At 61.4% G+C, this 12,254-nt stretch carries 10 protein-coding genes and 1 tRNA gene; 3 read left to right on the forward strand and 8 right to left on the reverse strand.

Annotated features, from left to right (window positions below; translation table 11 throughout):
* Positions 1 to 24 precede the first annotated feature (24 nt).
* A complete protein-coding gene (locus AC1Q64_RS00250) occupies positions 25 to 1,521 on the forward strand; it encodes an NAD-dependent succinate-semialdehyde dehydrogenase (RefSeq protein ID WP_492250034.1) in 1,497 nt (498 codons plus the stop codon).
* Positions 1,522 to 1,692: 171 nt separating this feature from the next.
* Here the strand turns inward: AC1Q64_RS00250 and AC1Q64_RS00255 are convergent, their stop codons facing one another.
* The 4 genes from AC1Q64_RS00255 to AC1Q64_RS00270 all read right to left on the reverse strand — a co-directional run bounded on the left by AC1Q64_RS00255 (position 1,693) and on the right by AC1Q64_RS00270 (position 3,224).
* The gene (locus tag AC1Q64_RS00255; RefSeq protein WP_291435699.1) at positions 1,693 to 1,929 is read right to left on the reverse strand and encodes a hypothetical protein; all 237 of its coding nucleotides are present in this window, start codon (positions 1,927 to 1,929) and stop codon (positions 1,693 to 1,695) included.
* A gap of 111 nt (positions 1,930 to 2,040) precedes the next feature.
* On the reverse strand, positions 2,041 to 2,361 hold the full coding sequence (locus AC1Q64_RS00260; protein ID WP_492250035.1) for a YeeE/YedE thiosulfate transporter family protein: 321 nt from the start codon (positions 2,359 to 2,361) through the stop codon (positions 2,041 to 2,043).
* A gap of 287 nt (positions 2,362 to 2,648) precedes the next feature.
* Positions 2,649 to 2,930 (reverse strand): YeeE/YedE thiosulfate transporter family protein, encoded by a 282-nt coding sequence (locus AC1Q64_RS00265; RefSeq protein ID WP_492250036.1) that lies wholly within the window; start codon positions 2,928 to 2,930, stop codon positions 2,649 to 2,651.
* Positions 2,931 to 3,150: 220 nt separating this feature from the next.
* Positions 3,151 to 3,224: transfer RNA gene (locus AC1Q64_RS00270), tRNA-Gly, on the reverse strand.
* A gap of 231 nt (positions 3,225 to 3,455) precedes the next feature.
* On the opposite strand from AC1Q64_RS00270, the gene AC1Q64_RS00275 reads away from it, so the two are divergent.
* Positions 3,456 to 3,818, forward strand: a complete 363-nt coding sequence (locus AC1Q64_RS00275) for a hypothetical protein (protein ID WP_291439839.1) — start codon at positions 3,456 to 3,458, stop codon at positions 3,816 to 3,818.
* Positions 3,819 to 3,903: 85 nt separating this feature from the next.
* Here AC1Q64_RS00275 and AC1Q64_RS00280 read toward each other — a convergent pair whose 3' ends face one another.
* Positions 3,904 to 5,796, reverse strand: a complete 1,893-nt coding sequence (locus tag AC1Q64_RS00280) for a methyl-accepting chemotaxis protein (RefSeq protein ID WP_492250037.1) — start codon at positions 5,794 to 5,796, stop codon at positions 3,904 to 3,906.
* Between the two features lie 286 nt (positions 5,797 to 6,082).
* Entirely contained in the window at positions 6,083 to 6,991 is a 909-nt protein-coding gene (locus AC1Q64_RS00285) for a pseudouridine synthase (protein WP_492250038.1), read from the reverse strand.
* Positions 6,992 to 7,237: 246 nt separating this feature from the next.
* On the opposite strand from AC1Q64_RS00285, the gene AC1Q64_RS00290 reads away from it, so the two are divergent.
* The gene (locus AC1Q64_RS00290) at positions 7,238 to 9,358 is read left to right on the forward strand and encodes an AsmA family protein (protein ID WP_492250039.1); all 2,121 of its coding nucleotides are present in this window, start codon (positions 7,238 to 7,240) and stop codon (positions 9,356 to 9,358) included.
* Between the two features lie 110 nt (positions 9,359 to 9,468).
* Here the strand turns inward: AC1Q64_RS00290 and clpA are convergent, their stop codons facing one another.
* Together clpA and clpS are read right to left on the reverse strand one after the other, a co-directional pair.
* Positions 9,469 to 11,817 carry an ATP-dependent Clp protease ATP-binding subunit ClpA gene (gene clpA, locus AC1Q64_RS00295; protein WP_291436470.1) on the reverse strand — a complete coding sequence of 783 codons (2,349 nt, stop codon included), beginning with the start codon at positions 11,815 to 11,817 and terminating at the stop codon, positions 9,469 to 9,471.
* Positions 11,818 to 11,874: 57 nt separating this feature from the next.
* Entirely contained in the window at positions 11,875 to 12,243 is a 369-nt protein-coding gene (gene clpS / locus AC1Q64_RS00300) for an ATP-dependent Clp protease adapter ClpS (protein ID WP_291436468.1), read from the reverse strand.
* Between the last annotated feature and the right edge of the window lie 11 nt (positions 12,244 to 12,254).

The raw sequence follows: 12,254 nt of genomic DNA on the forward strand, positions 1-12,254 counted from the left end.
GTCACCTCTCCCGGAAGTATTCCCATGGACATGAAGACATCTCCCCTCGCACTGCTGAACGACCCCACGCTGCTCAAGACTGACGGCCTCATCAACGGCCAGTGGGTGGCGGGCAGCAGCCGCTTTGACGTGAACGACCCAGCCACGGGCCTGAAGCTGGCCGACGTGGCCAATCTGGGCCCGCAGGATGCCGAGGCCGCCATTGCCGCCGCCAACGCCGCCTGGGGCCCTTGGAAGACCAGGACCGCCAAAGAGCGCAGCATCATCCTGCGCAAGTGGTTTGACCTGCTTATGGCGAACCAGGACGACCTAGGCCGCATCATGACCGCCGAGCAGGGCAAGCCCCTGCCAGAAGCCAAGGGCGAGGTCGCCTACGGCGCGAGCTTTGTGGAATGGTTTGCCGAAGAGGCCAAGCGCATCAACGGCGAGACCCTGCCCCAGTTTGACAACAACCGCCGCCTGCTGGTGCTCAAGCAACCCATCGGCGTGTGCGCGGCCATCACGCCATGGAACTTCCCGCTGGCCATGATCACCCGCAAGGTCGCGCCTGCGCTGGCTGCGGGCTGCCCCGTGGTCATCAAGCCGGCCGAGTTGACGCCGCTCACCGCCTTGGCCGCGGCCGAGCTGGCCATCCGCGCAGGCATCCCTGCCGGGGTGTTCAACATCCTGCCCGCCGACAGCGACAACTCCATCGCCATCGGCAAGGTGCTGTGTGCGAGCGACGTGGTGCGCCACATCAGCTTCACGGGCAGCACCGAAGTGGGCCGCATCCTGATGGCGCAGTCGGCCCCCACGGTCAAGAAGATGTCGCTGGAGCTGGGTGGCAATGCGCCCTTCATCGTGTTCGACGACGCCGATATCGACAGCGCCGTGGAAGGTGCCTTTGCCAGCAAGTACCGCAACGCGGGCCAGACCTGCGTGTGCACCAACCGCTTTTACGTGCAGGAAGGCGTGTACGACGAGTTCGTGGCCAAGTTCGCCGCCAAGGTCAAGACGGCCAAGGTGGGCAATGGCTTTGAAGCCGGTGTGAACCAGGGCCCGCTGATCGAGGAAGCGGCTCTGGCCAAGGTGCAGCGCCACGTGGACGACGCGCTGGCCAAGGGCGGACAGGTGGTGGCTGGCGGCCAGCGGCTCAAGAGTCTGGGCTCCGGGCAGTTCTTCGAGCCCACGGTGGTGGCCAATGCATCGGCCGACATGCTGTGTGCCCGCGAAGAAACCTTTGGCCCGTTTGCGCCCGTGTTCAAGTTCAAGACCGAGCAGGAAGCCATCGACGCAGCCAACAACACAGAGTTCGGCCTGGCCAGCTACTTCTACAGCCGCGACGTGGGTCGCATCTTCCGCGTGACCGAGGCGCTGGAATACGGCATGGTCGGTGCCAACGTGGGCATTCTGGCCACAGAACACGTACCCTTTGGCGGCGTCAAGCAGTCGGGCCTGGGCCGCGAAGGCTCGCACTACGGCATGGACGACTATGTGGAGATCAAGTACCTGTGCCTGGGCGACATTCAGAGCGGCCAGTGAGCGGATGCCAGGGGGCTGCCGCTTCGCTCTGCCGGTGAATAGCTATAATTTTTATAGCTTTACAGGCAGATATTTCTAGCGCTTCGAGCCCAAAATGTCTGAAAGCGCAGGTGGATTGCGTCCCTGCGCGCTTTGGCGCCCGAAGTCTCTTGCGCGTCTGCAGCGAGGGGCTTACACGCAGCGGTAGATCACTTCAAAGCGACTGACCTGGGCCGACAGTTCTGCCCCCAGGCCATATCGTGCGCAATGTTTTTCGGCCGCATTGAGGGCTCCGTCAGGGCCCAGCGTTGAATTTTCCCAGTTGATGGATACCGACTTCTCGTTGCCAACAACAATGAACGGCGCGGGGGGTGAATAAGCGCAGCCACCCACACTGGTGGCCAAAACCGCCAGCCGGAGCCAAGCCATCAGGGTCATCGTTTTCGTGTGCGCGTCCATGCGGAGCGCAGTGTATCGGATGGGCCTGCGCGGCGGTCTTAGAGCCTGTTGACGATCTCCCAGAGGATCGTCAACAGGCTCTTAGCGTTGCTGTAGCCCCCTGCTCAGCCACAGCCGCTTGATCTGAAGACCAGCCCACAGCGCAAAAAATACGGCCAGCCCAAACACCCAGCCCGACAGCGCACCCGCCATGCCGCTGGACAGCAGCGTGCCAATGGTGCAGCCAAGCCCGGTCATTGCCCCCCAGCCCAGCAACACACCGCCCGACAGCCCCCTCACAGCATCGCGCCACGTGGGCCAGCGCGCCGCAAACTGGCGGCTGGCCAGGGCAGCTACCAACGCCCCCACCACCAGGCCCACCAACAACAAGGCATTGGGGGTAAACCAGGTGGGCTGCGGCACGGTCGCACAGCCCGCAAAGCCATCGAGCCATCCAGCCGATCGGGAATCCAGCCCTGCCCCTGCGCCCACTGGCGTGCCGCACTGCCCAGCGTGGCTGTCACGCCCAAGGGCCGCATGCGCACGATGGCAAACGTGCCAATCAGCCCAACAGCCAGCCCGCCAACCCAGTATCGCCAGCGCCCGGTCCACAGGTTGCGCCACACAGCGCGCAGTCCAGGCACGGCAAGCACGGCACCCGACGCGGACGCGGAAGCGATGGCGGACTCCCGCGCAAAGCCACGCCACAGCTAGGCAGCCAACAGGGCCAACCAGCCCAGTTGCACCAGCAAGGCACCGGCATACCCCAGGTGGGCAGGCAACCAGATCACGGGCGCATCCGCCACGCCCAGGCTGTACAAGGGGTTCCAGGTCTTAAAACCCAGGATGAAGCCCAATGCCGATCCAACCAGCGCAAACGGGGACACCATGGACCCCTCAGCCAGCCGGTACCAGTGCGCGCTGATGCACGAGCCCGACACCACCATGCCCGCGCCAAACGACAGCCGCGTATCGCGCGTCTGGAGTGACATGTAGAGACTCTTTTGATTTAGGTTTTTCTGGTGCAACTTGGGCAGCGACCAGCGGAAAAACCAGATACCTGACTTGGCGTCTTTAACCAGCCGTGGCACGGGTGCTCGCATGAAAAAAGGCTCCTTGAGCCAATTTTTCGAGCAACTTGTGGGTGAGAGTTGTGGGTTGAATAACCCGTTTGCTTTAAAAAATTCTTATGAATCAAGACCTTAAAACACTTGGAGCGGGTGAAGGGAATCGAACCCTCGTATGAAGCTTGGGAAGCTGCCGTTCTACCATTGAACTACACCCGCCTTGTGTAACCCGTTGATGGAAAACGGGATTTCAGTCTGGCGATTGGCACCGCTACACAGCTTACGCCATTTAGGAGTTCCAATGAGCACTATTGTAGCCACGCCAACGCGCTTCCCGACCGCCCCCCCGGCAATGGTTCTGATTGGGAGTTTTGGCATCGTCAGCAAACGCCCAGCCGAAAGCAGCACAATAAAGGGTTAACCACTCCCAGCGAAAGAAGGAAAAGCTCCATGCAACTGAGCGACGACCGCACACAGGCCACCCTGGCAATCAACAAGACCCTGACGGCACCCGAGATCGAAAATCTGATCCGAGAACTGGCCACGTTGCGCTCTCAGATGACGCCCGAAGTCACAACAGCTCCCAAAGATGACAACGGCGACGGAGTTCCCGTGATGCGGCAGGACAACCCCACTCTCGCCATCGAATACCCATTGGAAGAGGCCTACGTCACCGTGTACCTGCGAAGCTTGGGGCTGGGCTGGACAGCGTGGCGCCTTCACCCCGACGTACAACGGGGACTGGCCGGCTTTTTCAACTCGCGGCTGCCACAAGCAGCGCCGTCGCCCGCCAAACCCATTCCATTTCGGTGATCAGCCTCCAAACCGACACGTTACTGAGAACAACAGGCGCTCAACACCAGAGTCGGTGACAACGATCCCATAGCCACCGCAGGGGTCAGCGCAGCCCCTCGCCGCCGCCCAGGTTGAACCGTGCAATGGCCTCCACCATCTGCTGCGCCTGAGTGCGCAGGCTGCTGGCAGCAGCGGCCATTTCCTCCACCAGCGCCGCGTTCTGCTGCGTGGTCTGGTCGAGCTGTGTGACAGCCTCACCCACCTGGCCAACTCCGGCGGTCTGCTCGTTACTGGCCGCGCTGATTTCAGAGACCATGTCGGCCACGCGCTGGATAGAACTGACGACTTCCTGCATCGTGGTGCCCGCCTGATCAGCCAGCACCGAGCCCTGTTGCACCATGGCGCTGCTGGCACCAATCAGCTCCTTGATGGCCTTGGCTTCAGCAGCCGTGCGCTGGGCCAGATTGCGCACCTCGGCGGCCACCACCGCGAAGCCGCGACCTTGTTCACCCGCGCGTGCCGCCTCGACCGCCGCGTTGAGTGCCAGGATGTTGGTCTGAAAAGCAATGCCGTCGATCACGCCAATGATGTCGGCAATCCTCTGGCTGCTGTTGTTGATGTCCTGCATCGTGCGGACCACTTTGGACACCACCTCACCACCCTGCTGGGCAACCCGGCTGGCTCCCACGGCCAATTGGTTGGCTTGGCCTGCGCTGTCGGCGTTGTGGCGTATGGTGGCGCCCAGTTGCTCCATGCTGGCCGCCGTCTGCTCCAACGCACTGGCCTGACTTTCGGTACGGCCCGATAGGTCCTGATTGCCCTGTGCAATCTCCGTACTGGCAGCAGATACGCTGTCGGCACTGATACGCACCGTGCCCAGACTTTCCACCAACCGGACGCGAAAACCTTCCATGGCCTGGGCCAGAGAGCCGATTTCATCACGCGACCGAACGGACACAGCGTGCGTGAGATCCCCCTGCGCCAGATAGCCAAGGGCCGTACTTAGCTGCTGCACGGGGACACCCACCAGCCTGCGCGTAGCCACCAACAGCACCGCAGTGAGCAACGCGAGTGCCACCGCCACACCCAGCCAAAGCCAGGTGAGCACGCCGCGCGCTTCACTCATCATTTCTGTCAAAGGTGCCTCGGCAACGATGGCCCAGCTCCAAGGTTTATAGTGCTCAACCGCCACGTAGCGGGTGGCGGTATCGCTCTCGCCGTTGCCACGGGGCGACCAATCGGACTCCAGATCGCCAGAGGGCTGGACCGCAGCCAACGACGCCAGCCAAGCCTTGGCGTTGGCGTCCTTGTCATCCAACTTCAGGGACTTGCCAGCGCCGGGCAACCCGAAAACACTGCCCCGTGCGGGGCCCGATGAGAGATTGACGGCATACACAGCACCCGAGGTAAACAGTTTTTGTCCTGCCATCACGGTGTCGAGCTTGCCCAGAATGGCACCCATGTCGGAGCCAATGAACAGGATGCCAATGGTGCGAGTCCCATCACGGATGGGCTCATAAACGGTCATGTACTCACGGCCAAACAGACTGGCACGGCCAATATAGGTTTTGCCCTCATTCATGAGGGCATAGGCAGGGTGCTTACGGTCCAGCAAGGTCTTGTAAGCGCGCTCGCCGTCCTGCTTTTTGAGCGACGTGGTCACACGAATGAAATCGTCGCCAGTGCGCGCGAAAATCGTGGCCACGGCACCCGTGCTGTCCTTCGAGAATCGGTCCACCACTTCAAAGTCGCCGTTGACGGAGGCCCCTTGGAACGACAGCACAGCCTCGGGCTTTCCATCGGCCCCAGGCGACTCTGCCACGGTGAATTGACCTGGGAAATTCGCCTTGAACAGGGTGAAGTCGCGCTTGGCCTGCTCCTGTGCCGTTTCATCAAAAGTCTGGACCAAAGTGCGTACCTGGGCGGCGTATTGCATGGCATCACCACGCGCGAGGCGGCCGAAGTCTTTCCAAAGCAGGGTACTGACGATGCCCATCGTGGCCAACAAAACCGCCAACAGACTGAGCAAAGCCGTCAAAGACAGCTTGAAGGCGACGGAATGGCGGGTGCTTGAGGGAATCATCTGGTGCTTTTTGGTAATTTATGCATCAACATGCATACGTAGAATCAAGTTACCCGATCTCGCGCAAAAACAAAACCAACGCCAGCGCAATGGCCTTTCCAGGGATAGGGAAAACCCTTGCAAAAATTCCCCGCAGCAACAACTCGCTGTTGCAAACACAGAAGTCGTCATGCAAGCCTGCGTCGAGGTCCCAGCGCGTTCAACGCAGGCTCAGCGCCTGCCTGCTTTCAAAAACCCTGTGCTCTCCGGTAACTGGATCCACAAACGCCAGAGACCGCGCCAGCAGCTGCAGAGGCCGCGAGTAGTCGCCTTCGGGCGGGTCGTTTACGATGGGATAGAAAGGATCGTTGCGCAGTGGCAGCCCCAGGGCTGCCATATGCACTCGCAACTGGTGGCGCTTGCCAGTGACGGGCGACAGCATGTACCGAGCCCAGTCGCCAGCGACCTCTAGCACTTGGATATGGGTGTAGCTATTGGGCTCACCCGACACCTCCTGCATGCGAAAGAACTGCGGACTCTCCTCCAACCGGCTGCGATGGTCACGCGGGAAGCTCAGGTCGGCGCGCCACGGTGCAACGGCCTCGTAGCGCTTGATGATCTGGCGGTCGCGGAACAGCGCCTGATACGCCCCGCGCGTTGCCTGATGCACTGACAGCATCACCAACCCAGCGGTATCACGGTCAATGCGGTGCAGTGGCGAAAGCTCAGGCAACCCCAACCGGCGTTTGAGGCGTACCAGCAAGGTGTTGTGCAGATACCGGCCTGAGGGCGTTACCGGCATGAAGTGCGGCTTATCCGCCACCACCAGGTGCTCGTCCTGGTACACCACCGTTTCACTGAACGGCAAGGCGGGCTCGGCCGGAAGGCTGCGATAGTAGTACAGGCGCAGCCCTCCCTCGAAAGGCCGATCAGGCAGCACGGCATGCCCGCGTTCATCCACCACGACACCCGCCTTCATGCGCTCATGCCACCCTTCACGGGACACGGCCGACAGTCGCTCTGCCAAAAAATCCAGAATGCTGCCGTGCCCGCGCGAGGGCAGCACCAAGCAGCTGGGACTCACCCCATCTCGCACAGGCAGTACTTGGGGATGGCGGGGGTTGTGCATGGCGTGCGAATTCTAGGGGGATCGACGGGCCATCAAGGCAAAAGCCAGTACCGCGAACCATGGAGCCAATTGGACGCACCACCTGCGACGCATCTGCCTTAGTCACTGCACTACTGTAGGACAAGCACGCCAATAGGCTATCACGCAGGGCAGAACGGCCAAAAAACACGCACGGCGGACTAGCATGGTCTATCTATGACAGAACCTCAGACTGATTCCACCACCACTCCAGCACCAACAACATCAGTGACCAAGCCACGACCTTGGTTTCTCTGCGCGGGGGCGCGCGTGGCACTGGGCGTAGCGGGTGGCGTTGTGGGCTTGCTGCTGATCGGCGCCGTAGTGATCAGTCATTGGAACTGGAACCGTGCCAAACCCTGGCTCAACCAAACCATCAGTGAGGCGACCGGACGGCTGTTTGCGGTGGAGGGTGACCTGTCGGCCTCTTGGCACTGGCCTCAGCCGCTCGATGAGGGGTGGCATCGGTGGATACCTGGAGTTACGGTGCAAGCCACGCAATTGGTCATGCAAGACCCGCCGGGGTTTGTCCGCCCTGGAAAGGCCGCCGAGCCACGCCACACCGTAAGAGCCGAGATGGCGCGCGCATCAATCAAACTCTGGCCCCTGTGGGCGAGGGAGGTGGCCATCGATACCCTCGAACTCGCAGGCCTCGATATCGCTTTGGTCCAGCTGCACAACGGTAACAACAACTGGACACTGGCGCCCCAGCGAGCCCCCGACAACGCCACGCCCCGCTGGGCGGTCGACGTTGGTAAGTTGGTGGTTCGCAAGGGACAGTTGGCCTACGCCGACGCAGCCCAGGACCTGGACCTTACCGCCCACATCGACACCATAAACAAGGATCCGCAAGACCCGAGCCCACAGGACCCACCATCGCCTGCCTCCGACACCGTCAGCGCTGCTGGCGCCCCTGTCTATGGAATGCGCTTCGACCTCACGGGCACGCTGGGCAAGGCGCGCATAGAAGGTCAGGGCAAGGCCGGCTCTGTTCTCACGCTGCGCGACAAGGAGGTGAACTACCCCCTGCAATTCACCGCCAAGGCAGGCAATGTAGAAACAGCGGTTGAAGGCATTCTGGCCAACCCGGGCGCGCTGTCTGGCATGGATTTTCAGGTCATGCTCAAGGGGGCCAGCATGGCGGATCTATATGCGCTCACGGGTCTTGTCCTGCCCAACACGCCCCCGTTTCAAACCCAGGGTCGATTGCAGGGCAGCTTGCAACCAAGCCGTGCAGTGTGGGACTACCGTGACTTCACAGGTACGGTAGGCCAGAGCGATCTCCATGGCAATTTGCGCTTCGTGTCGGGTGCGCCACGCGGCAAACTTTCGGGTGCCATCACATCCAATCAGTTGCGCCTTGTAGACCTGGGTCCAGTGCTCGGTACAGCTACCACAGCAAGTGCCCAGCCTAGCAGCAATGGCAAGGTACTGCCCAACGCTGCGTTTGCCACCGAACGCTGGAGCACGATGGATATGGATCTGAAGTTCACGGGGCAGCGTGTGATCCGGCCCAACAGCCTGCCGCTGGAGGACCTTAGCGTGCATGCAGTATTGGACGGTGCCGTACTGCGACTGGAACCCTTGCACTTTGGCGTAGCCAAAGGCCAGATCGAATCGAAACTGGTGCTGGACAGCCGCAACCGACCGCTGACGGTACACATGGACACCCGCGTGCAAAACCTGCGGCTCGCTGCGCTGTTCCCCGAGGTGGAACTGACTCACAAAAGCCTGGGGCGGCTCGATGGCGCCATGGCGCTGAATGGTCAGGGGAATTCAGTGGCGCAGTGGCTGGGCACCAGCAGCGGCGAGGCGCGCTTGTATGTGCGCGACGGCACTTTGAGCCGCGAACTGCTGGACCGCGCTGCGCTCAACGTTGGCAGCATCGTGGTGGGCAAACTGTTTGGCAACAACAAAGAAGTGCAACTGCGTTGCGCGGTGGCAGATCTGACGGTGCGTGAAGGCCTTGCCACTGTCCGTACCGCCAAGCTGAGCACCAACGAGGCGGTAGTGGATGTCACGGGTACCATCGACATGGGAGAGGAGCGTCTGAACCTGAGCGTGAAGCCTGCCTCGCTGGAGTGGAAGTTCTTGTCCCTGCGCACTCCGCTTTACGTGCGCGGCACGCTAGGCAAACCCGATGTGGGCATAGAACCCGGCCCCCTGCTGTTGCGCGCAGGTGCAGCCATCGCCGCTGCGGTGGCCGCGCCTGCAGCCTTGGCATTGCTGCCTGTAACGGTACCAGGCGCTGACGACGACGCGCAATGTGCTCCCTTGCTAGCGCAGGCCACGCAGCCGGTCAAGGCGGGGCGTGCTGGCGCACCTGCCGCCCGCACGCCTACACGTTAGGCCCCCTCCACAGAACACCAGCGATGCGCAAGCCCCCTGCGACCGCTGCAAAATAAAAAAGCCCACGGCATGAACCGTGGGCTTTTTGCTGAACTGAGGGGAAACTGGGGTCAGTCGGCGGTCGCCTCTTCTGGCTCTGCAGGCTCGGACTTCGCTGAACGCTCCTTCTTGGGCAAGGGCTGGATGTCCAAAAGCACCTCTGACGTTTCCACACCTTTGTCGTCCTTCTTCATCTCGATATCCACCGTCAGGCGCCCGCCTTCCGTCAGGCGGCCAAACAGCAGTTCGTCGGCCAAGGCGCGGCGAATGGTGTCCTGGATAAGGCGCTGCATAGGGCGAGCCCCCATCAGTGGGTCAAAGCCTTTCTTGGCCAAGTGCTTGCGCAGGGCGTCGGTGAAGGTGACCTCCACCTTCTTCTCGGCCAGCTGCGTCTCCAGCTGCAGCAGGAACTTGTCCACCACGCGCAGGATGATTTGCTCGTCGAGCGCCTTGAAGTTGACGATGGCATCCAGCCGATTGCGGAACTCGGGCGTGAACAGGCGCTTGATGTCGCCCATTTCGTCGCCCGCCTGGCGCGGGTTGGTAAAACCGATGGTCGCCTTGTTCATGGTCTCGGCGCCCGCGTTGGTGGTCATGATGATGAGCACATTGCGGAAGTCGGCCTTGCGGCCGTTGTTGTCGGTCAGCGTGCCATGGTCCATGACCTGCAGCAACACGTTGAAGATGTCCGGGTGCGCCTTCTCGATTTCGTCGAGCAGGAGCACCGCATGCGGCTTCTTCGTGATGGCTTCCGTCAGCAGACCACCCTGGTCGAAACCGACGTAACCTGGAGGCGCGCCGATCAGGCGGCTGACGGCGTGGCGCTCCATGTACTCGGACATGTCGAAACGTATCAGCTCGATGCCCATGATGTAGGCAAGCTGCTTGGCCGCTTCGGTTTTGCCGACGCCGGTGGGGCCGCTGAACAGGAACGAGCCAATGGGCTTGTCACCCTTGCCCAAGCCCGAACGCGCCATCTTGACCGCGCTGGCGAGCACTTCCAGGGCCTTGTCTTGGCCGAACACCACACTCTTGAGATCGCGCTCCAGAGTCTGCAGCTTGCCGCGGTCGTCGTTCGACACGTTCGCTGGCGGAATGCGGGCGATCTTGGCCACGATTTCTTCGATCTCGGCCTTGCCGATGGTCTTCTTGCGCTTGCTCGGCACCATGATGCGCTGCGCTGCACCTGCCTCGTCAATCACGTCGATAGCCTTGTCGGGCAGATGGCGGTCGTTGATGTACTTGGCGCTCAGTTCTGCCGCAGCCTGTAGGGCAGCGGCAGCGTACTTCACGCTGTGATGCTCTTCAAAGCGAGACTTCAGCCCCTTCAGGATGTCGATAGTCTCAGCCACGCTGGGCTCCACCACGTCCACCTTTTGGAAGCGGCGCGACAGCGCTGCGTCTTTTTCGAAAATGCCCCGGTATTCCGTGAAGGTCGTCGCGCCAATGCACTTGAGCTGCCCGCTGGAAAGCGCTGGCTTGAGCAGGTTAGACGCATCCAGCGTACCGCCCGAGGCGGCGCCCGCACCGATCAGGGTGTGGATCTCGTCGATGAACAAGATCGCATTGGGCTTGTCCTTGAGCGACTTGAGCACGCCCTTGAGGCGTTGTTCAAAGTCACCCCGGTACTTGGTACCCGCCAGCAGCGCGCCCATGTCCAGGGAGTACACCGTGGCCTCGGCCAGGATCTCCGGCACATCGTTCTGTGTGATGCGCCAGGCCAGGCCCTCGGCAATCGCCGTCTTGCCCACACCGGCCTCGCCCACCAGCAGAGGGTTGTTCTTGCGGCGGCGGCACAAGATTTGGATCGTGCGCTCGACCTCGTAGTGGCGCCCGATCAGCGGATCTATCTTGCCGTCTTTGGCCGCCTGGTTCAGATTCTGGGTGAACTGCTCCAGCGGCGAGGCCTTCTCGCTGCGTTCACCACCTCCGGTCTCCTCGCCTTCAGCCTGGTTTTCGGCCTTGGCGGGCTCGGGCGGCTCGCCCTTCTTGATGCCGTGGGCAATGAAATTCACCACGTCCAGACGCGTGACTCCCTGCTGGTGCAGGTAGTACACGGCGTGCGAATCCTTCTCGCCGAAGATGGCTACGAGCACGTTGGCGCCCGTCACCTCTTTTTTGCCGTTGCCCGTGGACTGCACGTGCATGATGGCGCGCTGGATAACGCGCTGAAATCCGAGCGTGGGTTGCGTATCCACCTCATCGGTACCAGCGACTTGGGGGGTGTTGTCCTTGATGAAGTTCGACAGCGATGAACGCAGATCATCGATGTTAGCCGAACATGCGCGCAGCACTTCCGCTGCGCTGGGATTATCGAGCAATGCAAGCAACAGATGCTCCACGGTGATGAACTCGTGGCGCTGCTGACGGGCCTCAACAAAGGCCATGTGCAAGCTGACTTCCAGTTCCTGGGCAATCATGTGAACTCCTTTGTGCTTGCGTGGAAGGGATGACTTTAGATCGGGACAAAAGACCTGTTATTCAACAGGCTCACTGACACATTGCAGTGGGTGGCCCGCCTTGAGGGCGGCGTCAAGCACTTGCTCTACCTTGGTGGCTGCAACATCGCGCGAATAAACGCCGCAAACGCCTTTGCCATCAAGGTGGATCTTCAACATGATCTGGGTGGCTGTTTCGCGGTCTTTGCTGAAAAACTCCTGCAGAACCACGATGACGAACTCCATGGGCGTGTAGTCATCGTTGAGCATGACCACTTGGTACATCTGCGGCGGCAGGGTCTTTTGGGTGCGCCTCTCGAGCACGACCGAACCGCCATCATCCCGCGCAGGCCGGGTCACCGGCGGCGCGGTGGGGGGTGAAGGTGGTTTTGTTGCCATGAAAATCATTCTAGCGACCC

This window comes from Acidovorax sp. GW835-FHT14G06 (assembly GCF_058793595.1).